Genomic DNA, 18,254 nt, shown 5'->3' with positions numbered 1-18,254 from the left:
AGCCGTTTTTTCGTTTGGACCTGTCTTATTTTGTAAGGGGGTTTTTCTGCTTTCAGAAACAGCCCTTTATAATGAATCTGCTGCAGACAACAAGAAATACAAGACACATAAGGAGATTAATACAAAATGAATACTTATTTATCAGAACTTTTTCTTGAAATGGTTGGAAATGACTACAGTGATAAGCATGTTACCGACGTGTTGGAGTTTATTGAAACTTATATAAAAAATGGAAGATATTTTCAGGGGGCGGATGAACTGAGAGATTTTATGGATGTCTTCCGTGAATTTGAGGAGTGTACCCGGGATATGAGAATAGCCCGGTTCGGCGGTGAGGCTAAAATTCTGAAGATGGCTATGGCCTGCTGTTGATTTTGTTACTGAGGGATGTTACTATAAATAACAGGGCGCACAAATGCTGCGCCCTTCTCTGTATCATTCTTTCTGCTCTGACTACCGTTCTATTCCAATTCAGTTCAGTTTTTAATCACTTTTTTACCAAAAAACAAATCCTGTCCTTTCGGACAACAGAATTCACAATATTTCGTTGACAATTCATAACAGATGTATTACTATGTTAATAAACAGAACATAAGTTCGCATGCGGAGGTAAATAGTATATGGTAACAGATTCGAACAAGACAAGAGCACTGGAATCGGCTTTGGCACAGATTGAGAAACAGTATGGAAAAGGCTCCATTATGAAGCTTGGCGACAGTGGGGTTAATATGAATATAGAGACAACACCAACCGGTTCCATCAGCCTGGATATTGCGCTGGGACTGGGCGGCGTACCGAGAGGAAGGGTCGTGGAGATATATGGTCCGGAATCCAGCGGTAAGACGACGGTAGCTCTTCATATGATTGCGGAAGTGCAGAAGCAGGGAGGTATTGCTGGATTTATTGATGCAGAGCATGCCCTTGACCCTGTATATGCCAAGAATATAGGGGTGGATATTGATGAACTGTATATCTCGCAGCCGGATAGCGGTGAACAGGCGCTGGAGATCACAGAGACTATGGTGCGTTCCGGTGCGGTAGATATTATTATTGTGGACTCGGTTGCGGCGCTGGTGCCGAAGGCAGAGATCGACGGTGATATGGGAGACAGTCATGTGGGCCTTCAGGCCAGATTGATGTCTCAGGCACTGCGTAAGCTGACTGCGGTGATCAGCAAGTCTAACTGTACCGTGGTTTTCATCAATCAGCTTCGTGAGAAAGTGGGAGTTATGTTCGGCAATCCGGAGACCACCACCGGAGGACGGGCGCTGAAGTTTTATTCTTCCATCCGGCTGGATGTCCGCAGGATTGAGACGCTGAAAATGAATGGAGAGATTGTGGGTAACCGTACCCGTGTGAAAGTTGTGAAGAATAAGGTGGCGCCTCCGTTTAAGGAAGCGGAATTTGATATTATGTTCGGGCAGGGCATTTCCAGAGAGGGCGATGTGCTGGATCTGGCCGCGAAGGAGAACATAGTTGTGAAAAGCGGTGCATGGTATGCCTATAATGACAGTAAGATCGGCCAGGGCAGGGAGAACGCCAAGCAGTTTTTAAAGGAAAATCCGGACATTTTTACAGAGATTGAGAAGAAGGTCAGAGTGAAATATAATCTGGTTACAGACGAAGAAACCGAAGGCGAAGCAGGAACAGAGGCAGATGGGAAAGCAAAAGACGGTAAATAACCGGAGTTTTATTCTGTCATGTTAGTATGAAGGCACAGGTATGAGAGATGACGATCACGAAGATACACCAGGAGACCAAAAAGAGATACCGGGTCTTTATTGACGGAGAAGACCGCTTTTTTCTCTATGGCAATGAGATAGCCAGATATCACCTGAGGGAGGACATGCCTCTTTCCCCGGAGCTGCTATCCGAACTGCTTCATGACTGCGTTTACCGGCATGCGAAGCAGAAGGCTATGGCGCTGCTGAAACATGCCGACAGGACAAGGGAAGAACTGAGACGGAGGCTGACGCAGAATGGTTTCGGCGCCGATGCGGTGGAGACAGCGATTGAGTATGTGGATTCTTACGGTTATATCAATGATTTGAATTATGCCCAGCGGTATGTATATTTTGCGAAGGAAAAGAAAAGCTACAGGCAGATTCGGGGCGAGCTGATGAAAAAAGGGGTTTCTCAGGATATCATTGATCAGGTTCTGGAACAGGAGGACGGCAGCCAGGAGGAACTTCTGACGAAGCTGATTGAAAAAAAGCAGCGGGGAATGGATTCAGAGAATCCCAAAGATTTCCAGAAGCTGTATGCCTATTTGATACGCCGCGGCTTTGGTTATGAAGAGATATGCAGGTGCTTAAAGAAAGAACAGGAATAAGTGGTGAGAGCGCAGTAAGATTTCTCACGGTGAAAAAACGGCGTTGGAAGCAACGCCGTTTTTTTGTACAGAGCTTACAATAAACCTGTTTGATTTTTCCACAATATGTACAAAAAAGCCCTGGAGCGGACTTGACATATTTCATAAAAAAGGATAGAATTTATTTGTTGTGTTGTACAATGAAAATTTAATAAGGAGGTGTTCTTGTGCAAATCCCAGTGATTATTGGAGTTGCTTGTGTTGTTGTGATCGTAGCTGCTCTGGTTTCCTGGAAATCAGCGATTTCTTATCACAAAAAAGTGGTAGAGAGCAAGATTGGAACCGCTGAAGACCGTGCCAGAGAAATTATAGATGACGCACTGAAAACCGCTGAGACAAAGAAGCGGGAAGCACTGCTGGAAGCAAAAGAAGAATCTCTGAGGGCAAAGAATGAATTTGAGAAGGAGACGAAGGAGCGCCGCGCGGAATTACAGCGTTATGAGAAGCGTGTCCTGACGAAAGAAGAAACTCTGGATCGAAAGACCGAGGCCCTGGAGAAAAAAGAAGCAAAGCTTTCTTCGAAAGAAGCGGATTTGGATAGAATTCGTGATGAAGTCGAACAACTACACGAGAAACAGTTGCATGAGTTGGAAAAAATTTCAGGTTGGACCTCCGAACAAGCAAAAGATTATCTTTTAAAAACGGTTGAAGAAGATGTGAAACATGAAACTGCGATGCTCGTAAAAGAATTGGAGAGCAAGGCCAAGGAAGAGGCAGATAAGAAAGCGAAAGACTATGTGGTTACCGCGATTCAGAAATGTGCGGCGGATCATGTGGCGGAGACAACGATTTCAGTTGTGCAGCTTCCGAATGATGAGATGAAGGGAAGAATTATAGGGCGTGAGGGACGGAACATCCGTACACTTGAGACCCTGACCGGCGTGGATCTGATTATTGACGATACACCGGAAGCAGTTATTCTTTCCGGCTTTGATCCGATTCGGAGAGAGATCGCAAGAATCGCTCTGGAAAAACTGATTGTGGATGGAAGAATTCATCCGGCAAGAATTGAGGAAATGGTTGAAAAGGCGAAGAAAGAAGTGGATACCATCATCCGTGAAGAAGGTGAAGCGGCAACCCTGGAAGCAGGGGTACATGGCATTCATCCTGAGTTGGTTCGTTTACTTGGACGTATGAAGTTCCGGACAAGTTACGGACAGAATGCATTGAAGCATTCCATCGAAGTGGCTCAGTTAGCCGGTTTATTAGCAGGAGAAATCGGTGTTGATGTCAGAATGGCAAAGAGAGCCGGGTTATTACATGACATTGGTAAATCAATTGACCACGAAGTGGAAGGGTCACATATTCAGATCGGCGCGGACCTTTGTAAGAAATACAAGGAATCCCCGATCGTTATCAATGCTGTGGAATCCCATCACGGTGATGTAGAGCCTGAAACTCTGATTGCATGTCTGGTTCAGGCGGCGGATACCATATCTGCTGCACGTCCGGGAGCAAGAAGAGAAACGATTGAAACATATACAAACCGGTTGAAACAATTAGAAGATATTGCCAATGGCTTTAAGGGAGTTGATAAGTCATTTGCCATCCAGGCCGGACGTGAAGTCCGTGTCATGGTGGTGCCAGATCAGATTTCAGACGATGATATGGTATTGCTTGCTCGAGATTTATCCAAACGAATTGAAAGTGATCTGGAGTATCCTGGTCAGATTAAAGTTAATGTGATAAGGGAATCCAGAGTAACAGATTATGCAAAATAATTGTTCAAAATAATATGACAAATGCCCTAAAAACGTGAGAATCTAAGATTCAAGCGGGTTTAGGGCATTTTTTTATCCCATAGGAAACATCGTTCCCTATGGGATAAAACTGCTGCTGCACGATTAGCTTCTGCGGTCCTCGACCAGCAGGGTCTGAATCGTATCGGGCGATGTATTCCAGTTCAGTACATAAGCAGTATAGATTCGGCGCGGGTTTAACCTGACGGTAGTGGATACTAATGTCACTTCCGGCCGGGCAGATCTTGCAACAGTCAGTGTGTAGCTTCCGGCTGCAAGAGGGCTGAAGCTGGCGGCAGTCTTGAAATTAACTGCATTATAATAGATGTTGCCGATGGCTGCGTTGACCGGACCGCTGTAATAGGCCAGATTGCATACGCGGAAACATGCGGAATTATAATTTGCAGGACATGTCGTATCCTCGATCATCGTTAAGTCCAGACCGGTACGGGCATTGATGATAGCCACGGTTGCCATGCCGTCGCCCACGTAAAGGGATTTCCGGACAAAAATATATCCGTTTGTTCCCATGACTGTAAAGGTATGCCACCCCTGGGTTAACTGTCTGTACCGGGTTATCTCCGGGAAATTAAACCCTGCGGCGGCAAGCCGGCCGTCAATTAATACATTGAAGGCATTGTAGCCGGTGGCGGCGTTAAGCAGCCTGATAGCACCGCGGACCCACTGGTTGTTATTGCAGTAAAGACAGGGAACAACCGGATAGACCGGCGGCATGACGGAAAAATCAGGATCAACCGGTTCATTGGGCGGCATAACAGAAAAGTCAGGGTCAATGGTATCATTGGGCGGCATGACGGAAAAGTCAGGATCAATTGGATAGACCGGCGGCACCACAGAAAAGTCGGGATCAATGGTATTGTCCGGAGCGGGCCCTATTATTTCCGTATCCGGTACGGAAAAGCCCGGATCAATCGGTTCGTCCGGCATCTGGGCCGCGGTCAGAGGTAAAGAAACAAATTCATTCATTGTGACAGCCTCATAGTTAGCTCTTCTTATTTGGTATATGCGGCTGTATCGGCTTTTGTGCAGCAGATATGGCTGCCGGCAGGCAACCGGACCAAGCAGCCGCCCGGAAAGGGAGGGCGCATAATTGCTTGTTGCATTTTAAAATAAATTATATTATGATATTATTCGATGTAAATACAGAGAATAAGAAAGAAAAACTACTTTACGGTTTTCCGGGTTATGGGTACCATTACTCCGGGACAAGTATAAAAGCGAGGAGTTGTGACTATGGCATTGACGATTTCAGAAAAGGCGAAAGCAGTAAAACCTTCCTCTACATTGGCGATTACAGCCAAAGCAAAGGCATTGAAAGCACAGGGTATTGATGTGGTCGGATTTGGTGCAGGTGAACCGGATTTTAACACACCGGAAAATATTGGGGAGGCCGCAGTGAACGCGATTCACGACGGTTTTACGAAATATACCCCGGCTTCCGGAACAGAAGAGCTGAAAGAAGCAATCAGCAGAAAGTTCAAGGAGTATAATCATCTGGATTATGCGAAAAATCAGATCGTGATCAGCAACGGCGGAAAACATTCTCTGACGAATATATTTACTGCAATTATCAATGACGGGGATGAGGTTATTATCCCGGCTCCTTACTGGCTGAGCTATCCGGAGATCGTGAAACTCGCGGGAGGCGTTCCTGTCTATATTTACGGTGATAAAGCAAATGGATATAAAGTGACGGCTGAGCAGATTGCAGATGCCTGCACAGACAAGACGAAGGCACTGGTAATGAATTCTCCCAACAATCCTACCGGCATGGTTTATACCCGTGAGGAACTGGAGGCGATTGCCCAGGTTGCTGTGGACAAGGATTTTTATGTGGTTTCCGATGAGATGTATGAATATCTGACCTATGACGGTGAGGAATATAAGCATGTCAGCATTGCTTCGCTTGGCAGTGAGATCTATGACAGAACCATCACCTGCAGCGGACTTTCCAAGAGCTATGCGATGACGGGCTGGCGGGTTGGCTATACCGGTTCCAGCGTGGAACTGGCGAAATTGATGGGAAGCGTTCAGAGCCATCAGACCTCCAATCCCAATTCCATTGCGCAGAAGGCAGCGGTGGAAGCATTAAACGGCCCCCAGGAAACAGTTGCCATTATGAATCAGGAATTTGCAGCCCGCAAGGATTATATGTATAAGCGTGTGAAAGAAATTCCGTACCTGGATGCCATAGAACCCCACGGAGCATTCTATTTATTTGTGGATGTAGCGGAGGTTCTGAGCAAGAAATATAAAGGCGAAGTAATCGGAGATACGTCCAGAATGGCGGAGATCCTGATCGAAGATTTTAAAGTTGCCGTAGTTCCCTGCGCGGACTTTGGCTTTGAAGATCACATCCGTCTCTCCTATGCCATTTCCATCGAGCAGATTGGCAAGGGACTGGACCGGATTGAAGAATTTATTCAAACATTAGAGTAAAGACACGATGAGAGGGCTGGAATAAATTTTCCGGCCCCTTTTTAATCTAAAGACGGTGTATTCCCCGGCTTAGATGTTTCAGAATGGAGTAATGAGAAAATGGAAAAATATGAACGCGTGGACCGTAAACTGGCCCATCATGGTAAAATTGTAGATTTTTATACAGATTATATTAAACTTCCCAGCGGACATGTGGCAGAGTGGGACTTTATCGAACACAAGGGTGCGGCGGCTATTGTACCGGTCCTGCCGGACGGCAGAATCCTGATGGTGAGACAGTACCGGAACGCGCCTGAAAAGTTTACGCTGGAAATACCGGCCGGCGGTCTGAATCAGGGAGAAGATATGAAGACCTGCGCCGCCAGAGAACTGGAAGAGGAGACCGGTTACCGGGCGAAAGGGGAAGTCAGCCATCTGCTGGATCTGTTTACCACAGTGGCTTTCTGCAATGAAAAGATTGGTATCTATTATACGGAAAATCTGGAGCCCTCCAGACAGCATCTGGACGAGGACGAATTTGTATCTCTGGAAAGCTATGGATTGGAAGAACTGTGCGACATGGTTCTGAACGGGACGATCCAGGATGCCAAGACAATCGCGGCGGTCCTGGCATACCGCACGCTGAAAGAAAAAGAACGCGGCAGGTAGCTCCAAGGTTACAGGCATGTTTCAAATGTCCGGGTCATACATTTAAGAAAGAAATCCGCTAAAGGATGGAATGATATGGACAGCAGAAAAAAATTTGCCTTGTTTTTTGGCGGAGCGCTGATTCTGGGAGTTGTGGCTGCGAATCTGCTGAAAGGGTTCTATCTGGAATCCTTTCTTTCTTTTTGCTCGGCCTATGATAAGGACAGCGGCGCTGTCATTTCCCAGCCTGTGCTGCTTCGGATGGTGCTGGTGGATCATCTGAAATGGTATCTGATTTTCTGGCTGATTTGCATGACTCATTTTCTTTCGCCGCTTCTGGGAATCTGGAGCGTCTATAAAGGCTTTTGCCTTGGCTTTGTGCTGGGCGGGGAAATACTGATTCTGGGATTTAAGGGGATTGTGCAGTTTCTGCTGCTGATTTTCCCCCACTATTTGATTTATATTCCTTTTATCTATTTCCTGTTTGGAAGAGGAATACGGTTCAACAAAAGAAAAAGCAGATGGATTGAGGAAGTGCCTGCAATCCTTCTGCTTTTCATTCTTATGGTAGCGGGGTGCTTCCTGGAAGCCTATGGGAATCCCCTTCTATATTATTCCTTTTCCATGAGCGTATAGAGCGAGTTATACATGCTCTGCGATGTAATAAATCAGACGTTTGGAATCCTCCCAGCCAAGGCATGGATCGGTGATTGATTTGCCGTAAACATGTTCGCCGACCTTCTGACTGCCTGGTTCGATGTAGCTTTCGATCATGACGCCCTTGACCAGTTTGGCGATATCCGGGGAGACACTGCGGCTGTGAAGAACTTCTTTCACAATTCTGGTCTGCTCTGCATACTGCTTGTTGGAGTTAGCGTGATTGGAGTCGATAATGCATGCAGGGTTTTCCAGATCCAGCTGCTGATACATATCCATCAGACGCATAAGGTCTTCGTAGTGATAGTTCGGGATAGCCTGTCCATGCTTATTCACTGCGCCACGCAGCACGGTATGGGCCAGCGGATTGCCGTCGGTGCGGACCTCATATCCCCGGTACATGTAAGTATGGGAGCATTGGGCGGCGATACAGGAATTCAGCATAACCGAAAAATCACCGCTGGTAGGATTCTTCATGCCCACCGGTACATCCAGACCGCTGGCGGTCAGGCGGTGCTGCTGATTTTCTACGGAGCGGGCACCGATTGCAACATAGGACAAAATATCCTCCAGATAGGGCCAGTTCTCAGGGTAGAGCATCTCGTCCGCGGCGGTCAGGCCGGTTTCCTCGATTGCCCTCAGATGCATATGGCGCATGACCCGTAGCCCCTCCAGGAAATCTGTCTTTTTCTCAGGGTTGGGCTGATGCACGATACCCTTGTATCCGACACCGGTTGTACGGGGTTTGTTCGTATAGATACGGGGGATCAGAATCAGCTTGTCGGATACTTTATCTGAAACCTCTTTTAAACGTGTAATATAGTCACATACGGCGTCTTCATTATCCGCCGAACAGGGACCAATGATTACGAGAAATTTATCAGACTCGCCGGTAAAGACTTTTTTGATTTCTTCGTCCCGGAGCTGCTTTACCTTTTTCAACTCATCCGGCAGAGGACATAATTCTTTTAATTCAGTGGGGGATATTACTTTTTTGATGAAAATTCCAGCCATTTTACTTCTCCTCTCTGTGTGTCATCCACTCAATCCCTTATTTTAACGTCATAGAAAATCAAAGTCAAGTGAAGGTTATAAGAGAGTCACAGCTGTTTTGAGAAAGCAGTCTGTGGTTTGGGCATCTGATTGGAGAAGCATTTCCCAGCTTGACAAATAGTATGGAAATGATTATCATGGTATTTAATGCGTTAAAGCGCTGATATGTTTTGCGTAAAATCGAAACAATCTGACCGAATGACAGGATTTTGGAGGAAAAGAGTATGATCTGGGCAAAAGAAGAAACGTTGTCTCGAAGTGAAATTGAAGCGATTCAGCTGAAAAAACTGAAGGAAACAACAGCTTATATTTATGAGAAGGTAGAGCCCTACCGCAGGAAAATGGATGAAGCAGGTGTAAAGCCGTCGGACATCCGGTCTTTGAAGGACCTGCAGAAATTACCATTTACCAATAAATCGGATTTTCGTGATCACTATCCCATGGGGCTTTTTGCCGTACAGAAGGATGAACTGGTTCGAATCCATGCTTCTTCCGGTACCACCGGAAAACCCACGGTTGTGGGCTATACCAGAAACGATCTGAATATGTGGATTAACAATGTATCCCGGATCGCGTGTATGGGCGGCGCCATGCCGGACGATGTGGTGCAGATTGCCTTTGGCTACGGTATGTTTACCGGTGCGCTGGGGCTTCACGCAGGCCTGGAGAATATCGGCGCGGCGGTGATGCCGACATCCTCGGGAAATACGAAAAAGCAGATTATGTTTATGCAGGATATGGGAACCACTCTTTTGGTGGCGACACCGTCCTATGCGCTACATATCGGCGAGGTGGCCCGGTCGATGGGAATCGATCCGGCCAAAGACTTAAAGGTTAAGACAGGCCTGTTCGGCGGCGAGGGAATGACCGAGTCCATGCGCGCGGAGATGAAGAAAATCTGGGGCGAAGACTTTAACTGCACACAGAATTACGGTATGAGTGAACTGTGCGGACCGGGTGTGTCCGGCGAATGTTCCGAGCTGTGCGGTATGCATGTGAACGAGGACTGGTTTATCCCGGAGGTGATCGATCCTAAGACCGGTGAAGTCCTTCCGGAAGGGGAGCTGGGCGAGCTGGTTATCACCTGCCTCGGCAAGGAGGCACTCCCTCTGATCCGCTATCGGACAAAGGATCTGACCCGTCTGTTCTATGAACCCTGCAGCTGCGGCAGAACGACCTGCAGAATGGAAAATCTCTCCGGCCGTTCCGATGACATGCTGATCATCCGCGGGGTCAATGTGTTCCCGACGCAGATTGAGGAAGTACTGTTAAAGATAGAAGAGATTGCTCCCCACTATGAAATCGTGGTGGATCGGATCAACCATCTGGACACGATGAAGATCAGCGTGGAATTAAAGGATGAGGCAATTCTGGACTCCTACGGAAAAATGGAAAATCTGGAAAAGAAAATAAGAGCCCAGTTAAAGACGATTCTGGGACTGGACGCGGGAATTAAGCTGGTGGCACCCGGAACACTGCAGCGGTTTGAGGGAAAAGCAAAGCGTGTGACCGATCTGAGAAAAATTTAGTCTGTTGAAAATAGAACCCCCTTATGGCATACTTATGATATGCAAATGAAAAGAAAGGATGAAGAGAACCGTGGCAGAGAAAAAAATAATGCTTGGCAATGCCGCTGTGGCAAGAGGAGCGTACGAAGCCGGTGTAAAGGTTTCAGCCGCATACCCGGGCACGCCGAGTACGGAAATCAGTGAAAATATTGTACAGTACGATGAGATATATGCAGAATGGTCACCCAATGAGAAAGTGGCAATGGAGGCCGCAATCGGTGCTTCCATCAGCGGAGTGCGTGCGATGGCGTCCATGAAGCATGTGGGGCTTAACGTTGCGGCAGACCCTCTTTATACCGCGTCCTATATGGGTGTAAACGGCGGGCTGGTAGCGGTTGTGGCGGATGATCCGGGTCTTTACAGCTCTCAGAATGAGCAGGATACCAGAAGTGTGGCCAGAGCGGCGCATGTTCCGGTTCTGGAGCCTTCTGACAGCCAGGAAGCAAAGGATTTCATGAAATTTGCCTTTGATATGAGCGAGACCTATGACACCCCGGTTATCGTGCGTCTTACCACCAGATTATCCCACTCCCAGGGAATGGTTGCTTTGGAGGAGAGAGTGGAGCCGGAGGATAAGCCATATGTGAGAAATCCCCAGAAAAATGTTATGATGCCGGGCAACGCCAAGCTGCGCCATCCGGTTGTAGTGGCCCGCACAGAGCAAATGATGAAGGATGGCTGTGAGTTCCCTATCAACCGTGTGGAGATGGGAGATACTAAGATTGGTGTCATCACCTCCGGTATTCCTTATCAGTACGTAAAAGAAGCCCTTCCGCAAGCATCTGTCCTGAAGCTGGGCATGGTGAATCCTCTCCCCAGAAAGCTGATTGAGGAATTTGCGTCTAAGGTGGAGACTCTCTATATAGTGGAGGAGCTGGACCCGGTGATCGAAGAGCAGGTGAAATCCTGGGGGATTCCGGCGATCGGCAAAGAAATTTTCACAGTTGTAGGCGAGTACAGCGCCAATATGCTGCGCAAGGGCATTTTAAAAGAGAATCTGGATCTGGAAGAGCCGGCCAAAGCACCGGTGAGACCGCCTATTCTCTGTCCGGGATGTCCTCACAGAAGCATCTTCTCCGTATTAAAGAAATTGAAAATTCACGCGGCCGGGGATATCGGCTGTTATACATTAGGTGCGGTTGCGCCGTTAAATGTCATTGATTCCGTTATCTGCATGGGCGCCAGCATCAGCTCCCTTCACGGAATGGAAAAAGCAAAGGGACCGGAATACATAAAGAACTGGGTGGCTGTAATCGGCGATTCCACCTTTATGCATACCGGGGTTAACTCTCTGATGAATATGGTATACAACAAGGGAACCGGAACCGTTATGATACTGGATAACTCCACGACGGCTATGACCGGCCATCAGGATCATGCGGCTACCGGAAAGACGCTGAAAGGCGAGCCGACCAATGCGATTGATTTCGTGAAGTTCTGTCACGGAATCGGCATCGAACATGTGACCAGGGTGGACGCGTTTGACGTGGAAAAACTGACTCAGGTGATCAAAGAAGAAGTGGCAAGAGACGAGATTTCTGTAATTATCGCCCAGTCACCATGTGTCCTTTTGAATAAAGCACCGGTGACCGAACAGTGTTTGGCGGTGCCTGATAAATGTAAGAAATGCAACGCCTGTATGCAGCCTGGATGTCCGGCACTGACGAAAAATGCAGACGGTACAATTGTAATCAACGACACAATGTGCAACGGATGCGGACTTTGTATGTCCCTGTGTAAATTTGGGGCCATCACCAAAGTGACAGTATAGGAGGTAGCGGGATATGGTAACGAAAAACATTATGATTGTAGGCGTGGGCGGCCAGGGAACGCTGCTTACCAGCCGTATTTTAGGCGGTATTACATTGCAGGCAGGTTTTGATGTAAAGCTTTCCGAGGTACATGGAATGGCTCAGAGGGGCGGCAGCGTGGTAACATTTGTCCGCTATGGGGATAAAGTGACGGAACCGATCGTGGAGGAAGGCCAGGCGGATGTATTAATTGCATTCGAGCGGCTGGAGGCGCTGCGTTACGCACATTTTCTCAAAAAGGGCGGCAATCTGATCGTAAATGATCAGCGTATTGATCCGATGCCGGTTGTCATCGGCGCGGCGGAGTACCCTGAGAATATTATTGAGGGATTGTCTGATAAATATAACGTTATGGTAGTGGATGCTATGAGCGAAGCAAAGAAACTGGGCAACTCCAGGGTATTTAATATTATCGTTCTGGGTATGGCTGCCAGACATATGGATTTTTCCAGGGAAGACTGGATTAAGGTCATTGAGAATACCGTTCCGAAGAAAACGATAGAGATCAATAAAAAAGCATTTGAAGCCGGCTACAATATGCAGTAGGAAGGAGTGGTACTATGTTAAAGCAGCTTTCTGTCATTGTGGAAAATGAGCCGGGAAGTCTGGCCAGAGTAACGCACATTTTAAAGGAGAATACCATTAATATCCGTGCAATCTCCACCTTTGATTCGCCGGAGTATTCGATTCTGCGGCTTGTTCTGGACAAGGCGGATGAGGCGAAACAGATTTTGCGCGGGAAGGGATATTCCGTCACCACTTCTGAAGTGATTTCCGTAGAACTGATGGATCAACCGGGGGATCTGGACCGTGTCCTGCAGATTCTGGCCGATGCCTCCATCAATGTAAATTATATCTATTCCTTTGTGCTTCGCAAAAAGGATGAGCCTCTCATGGTCATCAATGTGGATAAGATGCAGGAAGCAGAGGAAATTCTGAAACAGAATCAGGTCAAGGTTATCGACTGTATAAATTGAGGGAAGGGCAGGAGCAAACGATGATTTGGAACGAAACAAAAGAGTGCATGAGCCGGGACGAGATCACACATTTACAGAGCAGCCGGCTTGTTAAAATGGTAAACCGCGTCTATCACAGTGTGGAATTTTACCGCAAAAAAATGCAGCAGCTGGGTCTGGAGCCCGGGGATATCAGAGGAATCGAGGACCTGGACAAGCTTCCGTTTACCACGAAGGATGATTTAAGAGATAATTATCCCTTCGGTCTGCTGGCAGTGCCGGACTCTGAGGTGGTGCGTGTGCATGCTTCCTCCGGTACGACCGGAAAGCCTACCGTTGTAGCTTATACCAGAAAAGACATTGAGATCTGGGCGGAATGTGTGGCCCGGGTATTCAGCATGGGCGGCATCGGCAAAAATGACAAGGTTCAGGTATCCTATGGTTACGGACTGTTCACCGGAGGGCTTGGAGCCCATTACGGTGCGGAAAATCTGGGGGCGACTGTAGTTCCCCTTTCTTCCGGCAATACGAAGAAACAGCTGAATATGATGATTGATTTCGGCGTGACGGCTATTGCCTGTACGCCGTCCTATTTGATGTATCTGACAGAAGCACTGGAGGATTCAGGTCGTATTGATCAGATCAAATTAAAAGCAGCTTTCTGCGGTGCAGAGCCCTGGACAGAAAACATGCGCAGGGAAATCGAGCGACGGCTTCATATCAACGCGTTTGATATTTATGGCTTAAGCGAGATTATGGGACCTGGCGTAGCGGCGGACTGTCAGTATCACAACGGTCTGCACGTATACGAAGATCATTTTATTCCAGAGATCATCAATCCTGAAACGTTAAAGCCGATTGGGCCTGGAGAGACGGGCGAGCTGGTATTTACAACGGTGACGAAGGAGGCCCTGCCTCTGTTCCGGTACCGGACCAAGGATCTGACCAGCATTACATACGATAAATGCGAGTGCGGAAGAACCCTTGCACGGATTTCCCGCTTTACCGGACGGACCGATGACATGCTGATTATCCGCGGTGTGAATGTGTTCCCGTCCCAGGTAGAAGCTGCTCTTCTGGAAATAGGAGAAACCAGCCCGAACTATCTGCTGACCGTAGACCGTATCAACAATCTGGATACACTGGAAGTGCAGGTTGAGGTGGAGGAGCGGTTCTTCTCCGATGAGATCCGTGAGCTGGAGAACCTGACGAGAAAGATTGCCTCTGTGCTGCAGAGTGCCCTGGGTCTGGCTGTGAAGGTGAAGTTGGTGGAGCCGAAGACGCTGGCCAGAAGCGAAGGCAAGGCAAAACGAGTAATCGACAACCGAAAGCTGGTATAGGAAAGGATAGGGATTCATATGGCAAAACAAGTTTCCGTATTTTTAGAAAACCGAGCAGGACGTCTGGAGAAGGTGACGGAAGTTCTGAAGGAGAATGGGATTAACATCGTTTCCCTCAGTCTGGCCGATTCTTCCGATTACGGCCTGGTGCGTATGATTGTAGATAAGCCGGACGATGCAAAAGCCGTGCTGAAAAACGAGGGCCTCTCTGTCATGCTGACCGATGTAGTCTGTGTGCGGGTGCCTCATAAGATCGGCAGTTTAAGCGATATGCTGAAAGTACTCTCAGGCGATAACATCGAGTATCTGTATGCCCTGGTTACCAATGTGTCGGACGCGGCCATGGTGCTGAAAGTAACCGATATTTCAGAGGCTTCCCGTATGCTCAGCCAGGCCGGCTATCACGTCATGACAGATACCGAGACATATTTGGTGGACTGACTGCATAAAATAATAATGACTGAATTACCAGAGGAGACCGATGCGTTCTGAGAAGAAGTGTTCCCTCGTCATAATTGGACTGTTCCTTGCATTCCTGATCGTCTGCACGGTACAGTCCAAATTTTTTGCGGTCAAGCCTGTCACGCAGGGATATTTCCCCAGGTTAAATACCAACAGCGTCACTCTGCGGGTGGGGGAGACCTTTCGTCTTAAAGTGCTGAAGCTGAACAAAAGGGCCACATTTACCTCCGGTGATTTCAAAGTGGCCAGGGTAAACCGCAGCGGACGGATTAAGGCGGTCAGGAAGGGGCACACGGTCATAACGGTGAAAGTGGGAGGATCAAAATTGTACTGCAGGGTGAAGGTGATTGACTAGGCAAAACTGCGGTCCGACAAATTTCTTGGGAAATCAGCACAGAAACAATTGTAAAAAATATGTTTATTGACTATAATATTTTTGTTATGAATTTTACTGAATTAGAAATGCTTATACTGGGCAGCTGCGGTATAAGAGCATGATATACAATAAGTGAGGGTAGAAGATGAAAGCCTTGGGATTTGACAATGATAAATATCTGGAGACACAGTCCAGGCATATAGCGGAACGGATTGCGCAGTTTGACAACAAGCTTTATCTGGAGATGGGAGGAAAGCTCTTTGACGATTTCCACGCTTCCCGTGTACTGCCCGGCTTCATGCCGGACAGTAAGATGAAGATGCTTTTAAATCTGGCCGATGAGGTGGAAATTGTAATTGTAATCAATGCGTCGGACATTGAAAAAAGCAAGGTGCGCGGAGATATCGGGATAACCTATGATGCCGATGTTCTCCGGCTGATTGATGCATTCCGGGGGATCGGCCTTTATGTAGGGAGTGTGGTGATCACCCAGTATTCCGGGCAGCTGGTGGTGGACAACTTTAAAAAGCGGCTCACCAATCTGGGGGTTAAGGTATTTATGCATTATACAATCGAAGGTTATCCCTCCAACATTTCCCATATCGTAAGCGACGAAGGCTTTGGAAAGAATGAATACGTAGAGACATCGAGGCCCCTGGTGGTGGTGACGGCGCCTGGACCGGGCAGCGGGAAGATGGCGACCTGTCTGTCCCAGCTGTATCATGAATATCACCATGGGGTAAAGGCCGGATATGCCAAGTTTGAGACGTTTCCTATCTGGAATCTGCCTTTAAAACATCCGGTCAACCTTGCTTATGAGGCAGCCACAGCTGATTTGAATGACGTGAATATGATTGACCCCTTTCATCTGGAGGCTTATGGTACGACGGCGATCAATTACAACCGGGATGTGGAAGTTTTCCCGGTTCTGAACGCAATATTTGAGAAGATTGCAGGAAAAAGTCCGTATAAGTCACCTACGGATATGGGGGTTAATATGGTAGGCAATTGTATTATCGACAATGAAGTATGTGAGGAAGCATCCAGACAGGAGATTATCAGAAGATATTATCATACGCTGTGCGATCATCGCCTGGGCAGGCTGGATGAGGAATCTGTCTATAAAGAAGAGCTTCTGATGAACCAGGCCGGAGTGACTACAACGGACAGGGCGGTGGTGGAACCGGCGTTAAAGCGGGCGGAAGCGACCGGCATGCCGGCAGCTGCGCTCCAGCTGGAAAACGGTGAGATAATTACCGGCAAGACTTCATCTCTGCTTGGAGCCAGCGCAGCCGTACTTTTAAATGCGTTAAAGGCACTGGGCGGGATTCAGCACGGTATTCCGCTGATTTCTCCGATTGTTATTGAACCGATTCAGAATCTGAAGCTCAAACATCTGGGCAATCATAACCCGAGACTTCACACAGATGAAATTCTGATTGCACTTTCCATCTGTGCGGCCACCAATCCCACTGCGGAGCTGGCGTTAAAGCAGCTTCCCAAACTGCGGGGCTGCGAGGCACATTCATCGGTTATTCTTTCCCAGGTGGACGAGTCTACCTTCCGCAAACTGGGCATTAATTTAACCTGTGAACCAAAATATCAGACCAAGAAGCTGTATCATAAATAAAGCACAATTATAAACGGTATACAAAATATAGGTTCCCATGCCTTACGGCATGTGTATAAAAGGAAGACGGGTGTGAATCCCGCGCAAGGCCGTTGCTGTATTTAGCTGGTAAAAACCAGATGCCACTGGGGTGACTTCTCCGGGAAGGCGGTTTATTACAATGAGCTATAAGCCAGAATACTTGCCTGTATTTTTCGTTGACTCTGCGGATCACCGGAGTTTAGCGTTATGTATCATTACATAAGGATTGACGGAAGCCGGCGTAAGAGCCGGTGAATTTACAGGCATCCGTCTGTCATTACGTACTGTGAAGCGCCCGGTCCGGCATGGACCGGGCGTTTTGTAATCACAGCGGGGAATCCTACAAGAGGGATTCTTTATTCTGAAACAGAAAGGAAAATCACTGTGCAGGAGAATAAGAAAGCCGTCCTGGTGGTAAGCTTCGGAACCAGCTATCAGGATACCAGAGAAAAATCAATCGGAGCAATTGAAAAAGAGATCGCCGGGGCCTTTGAGGGCTGCGGGTTTTTCCGTGCATACACCAGCCAGATGGTAATTAATAAGTTAAAAAGCAGAGACGGGCTGGAAGTTGATAACGTAACACAGGCGGCAGAAAAAATAGTGAAGGCCGGATATAGTCTGCTGACCGTGCAGCCGACCCATGTGATGAACGGAATCGAGTACGATAAGATGAGAGCGGCGCTGAAACCCTATGAAGGAGCGTTTGTGAGAATTTCTTATGGTAAGCCGCTCCTGACCTCCACGGAGGACTTTAGAAAAGCGGCTAAGAGCCTGATGGAAGAAATCCCGGAGCAGCGGGATGGGAATACCGCTGTGGTATTTATGGGACACGGCACCGGGCATTTTGCCAATGCTGCTTACTGTGAACTGGAATATATGTTCCGGAGCCTGGGATATCAGAATGTTTTTGTGGGAACGGTAGAGAGCTTTCCGGGACTTTCTGATGTGATGTCTCAGGTGAATAATTATGGCGCACGGAAGGTGGTTCTCTATCCATTTATGGTGGCGGCCGGAGATCATGCCAGAAACGATATGGCAGGAGAAGAGGAAGATTCCTGGAAAAATCAGTTGATAAAGGCCGGTTACGAGGTGGATTGCGTGATCAAGGGGCTGGGTGAATATAAGGCAGTCCGGGATCTGTTTGTCGTCCACGCCAAAGCGGCGGAACAGGAATAGAAAATCT

General features: G+C 47.7%; 18 protein-coding genes and 1 riboswitch. Of the genes, 16 read left to right on the top strand and 2 right to left on the bottom strand.

The window, feature by feature from the left end; all coding sequences use genetic code 11:
- The first annotated feature begins 126 nt into the window (after positions 1-126).
- The 4 genes from ABCW47_RS07225 to rny all read left to right on the top strand — a co-directional run bounded on the left by ABCW47_RS07225 (position 127) and on the right by rny (position 4,092).
- Positions 127-372 carry a hypothetical protein gene (locus ABCW47_RS07225; protein ID WP_343209181.1) on the top strand — a complete coding sequence of 82 codons (246 nt, stop codon included), beginning with the start codon at positions 127-129 and terminating at the stop codon, positions 370-372.
- Positions 373-620: 248 nt separating this feature from the next.
- Complete coding sequence (gene recA / locus ABCW47_RS07220) at positions 621-1,682, top strand: recombinase RecA (protein ID WP_343209180.1); 1,062 nt, start codon at positions 621-623, stop codon at positions 1,680-1,682.
- A gap of 47 nt (positions 1,683-1,729) precedes the next feature.
- Positions 1,730-2,332, top strand: a complete 603-nt coding sequence (locus ABCW47_RS07215; RefSeq protein ID WP_343209179.1) for a regulatory protein RecX — start codon at positions 1,730-1,732, stop codon at positions 2,330-2,332.
- 212 nt (positions 2,333-2,544) lie between these two features.
- Entirely contained in the window at positions 2,545-4,092 is a 1,548-nt protein-coding gene (gene rny / locus ABCW47_RS07210) for a ribonuclease Y (RefSeq protein WP_343209612.1), read from the top strand.
- Between the two features lie 123 nt (positions 4,093-4,215).
- Here the strand turns inward: rny and ABCW47_RS07205 are convergent, their stop codons facing one another.
- Positions 4,216-5,097 carry a DUF4397 domain-containing protein gene (locus ABCW47_RS07205; protein WP_343209178.1) on the bottom strand — a complete coding sequence of 294 codons (882 nt, stop codon included), beginning with the start codon at positions 5,095-5,097 and terminating at the stop codon, positions 4,216-4,218.
- Between the two features lie 267 nt (positions 5,098-5,364).
- On the opposite strand from ABCW47_RS07205, the gene ABCW47_RS07200 reads away from it, so the two are divergent.
- From ABCW47_RS07200 to ABCW47_RS07190, 3 genes are all read left to right on the top strand, one after another.
- On the top strand, positions 5,365-6,570 hold the full coding sequence (locus ABCW47_RS07200; RefSeq protein ID WP_343209177.1) for a pyridoxal phosphate-dependent aminotransferase: 1,206 nt from the start codon (positions 5,365-5,367) through the stop codon (positions 6,568-6,570).
- A gap of 99 nt (positions 6,571-6,669) precedes the next feature.
- Positions 6,670-7,218 (top strand): NUDIX hydrolase, encoded by a 549-nt coding sequence (locus ABCW47_RS07195; protein WP_343209176.1) that lies wholly within the window; start codon positions 6,670-6,672, stop codon positions 7,216-7,218.
- A gap of 75 nt (positions 7,219-7,293) precedes the next feature.
- A complete protein-coding gene (locus ABCW47_RS07190) occupies positions 7,294-7,833 on the top strand; it encodes a stage II sporulation protein M (RefSeq protein WP_343209175.1) in 540 nt (179 codons plus the stop codon).
- Between the two features lie 6 nt (positions 7,834-7,839).
- On the opposite strand, the gene ABCW47_RS07185 is transcribed toward ABCW47_RS07190, so the two are convergent.
- On the bottom strand, positions 7,840-8,868 hold the full coding sequence (locus tag ABCW47_RS07185) for a 3-deoxy-7-phosphoheptulonate synthase (RefSeq protein ID WP_343209174.1): 1,029 nt from the start codon (positions 8,866-8,868) through the stop codon (positions 7,840-7,842).
- Between the two features lie 263 nt (positions 8,869-9,131).
- Here ABCW47_RS07185 and ABCW47_RS07180 point away from each other — a divergent pair, with 263 nt between their 5' ends.
- The 9 genes from ABCW47_RS07180 to ABCW47_RS07140 all read left to right on the top strand — a co-directional run bounded on the left by ABCW47_RS07180 (position 9,132) and on the right by ABCW47_RS07140 (position 18,247).
- Entirely contained in the window at positions 9,132-10,436 is a 1,305-nt protein-coding gene (locus tag ABCW47_RS07180; RefSeq protein ID WP_343209173.1) for a phenylacetate--CoA ligase family protein, read from the top strand.
- A gap of 70 nt (positions 10,437-10,506) precedes the next feature.
- Positions 10,507-12,246 (top strand): indolepyruvate ferredoxin oxidoreductase subunit alpha, encoded by a 1,740-nt coding sequence (gene iorA / locus ABCW47_RS07175; RefSeq protein WP_343209172.1) that lies wholly within the window; start codon positions 10,507-10,509, stop codon positions 12,244-12,246.
- 13 nt (positions 12,247-12,259) lie between these two features.
- Positions 12,260-12,832: an indolepyruvate oxidoreductase subunit beta gene (locus tag ABCW47_RS07170; RefSeq protein ID WP_343209171.1), complete on the top strand. Its 573-nt coding sequence runs from the start codon at positions 12,260-12,262 to the stop codon at positions 12,830-12,832.
- A 14-nt stretch (positions 12,833-12,846) separates the two neighbouring features.
- Positions 12,847-13,263 carry an ACT domain-containing protein gene (locus ABCW47_RS07165; RefSeq protein WP_343209170.1) on the top strand — a complete coding sequence of 139 codons (417 nt, stop codon included), beginning with the start codon at positions 12,847-12,849 and terminating at the stop codon, positions 13,261-13,263.
- Between the two features lie 20 nt (positions 13,264-13,283).
- On the top strand, positions 13,284-14,582 hold the full coding sequence (locus tag ABCW47_RS07160; protein ID WP_343209169.1) for a phenylacetate--CoA ligase family protein: 1,299 nt from the start codon (positions 13,284-13,286) through the stop codon (positions 14,580-14,582).
- Between the two features lie 18 nt (positions 14,583-14,600).
- Positions 14,601-15,023, top strand: coding sequence for an ACT domain-containing protein (locus tag ABCW47_RS07155; RefSeq protein ID WP_343209168.1), 423 nt, complete (start codon positions 14,601-14,603; stop codon positions 15,021-15,023).
- A 40-nt stretch (positions 15,024-15,063) separates the two neighbouring features.
- Positions 15,064-15,399 (top strand): Ig-like domain-containing protein, encoded by a 336-nt coding sequence (locus ABCW47_RS07150; RefSeq protein ID WP_343209167.1) that lies wholly within the window; start codon positions 15,064-15,066, stop codon positions 15,397-15,399.
- 166 nt (positions 15,400-15,565) lie between these two features.
- Positions 15,566-17,050, top strand: coding sequence for a DUF1846 domain-containing protein (locus ABCW47_RS07145; protein ID WP_343209166.1), 1,485 nt, complete (start codon positions 15,566-15,568; stop codon positions 17,048-17,050).
- Positions 17,051-17,062: 12 nt separating this feature from the next.
- A riboswitch (cobalamin riboswitch) is annotated at positions 17,063-17,253 on the top strand.
- Between the two features lie 202 nt (positions 17,254-17,455).
- Positions 17,456-18,247: a sirohydrochlorin cobaltochelatase gene (locus ABCW47_RS07140; RefSeq protein ID WP_343209165.1), complete on the top strand. Its 792-nt coding sequence runs from the start codon at positions 17,456-17,458 to the stop codon at positions 18,245-18,247.
- The last annotated feature ends 7 nt before the right edge of the window (positions 18,248-18,254 follow it).

The sequence above is a fragment of the Anaerolentibacter hominis genome, from assembly GCF_032380675.1.
Taxonomy (GTDB): domain Bacteria; phylum Bacillota; class Clostridia; order Lachnospirales; family Lachnospiraceae; genus Anaerolentibacter; species Anaerolentibacter hominis.
Note: the sequence above shows the minus strand (reverse complement) of the source record. Positions and strands in the feature narration are given on the sequence as shown.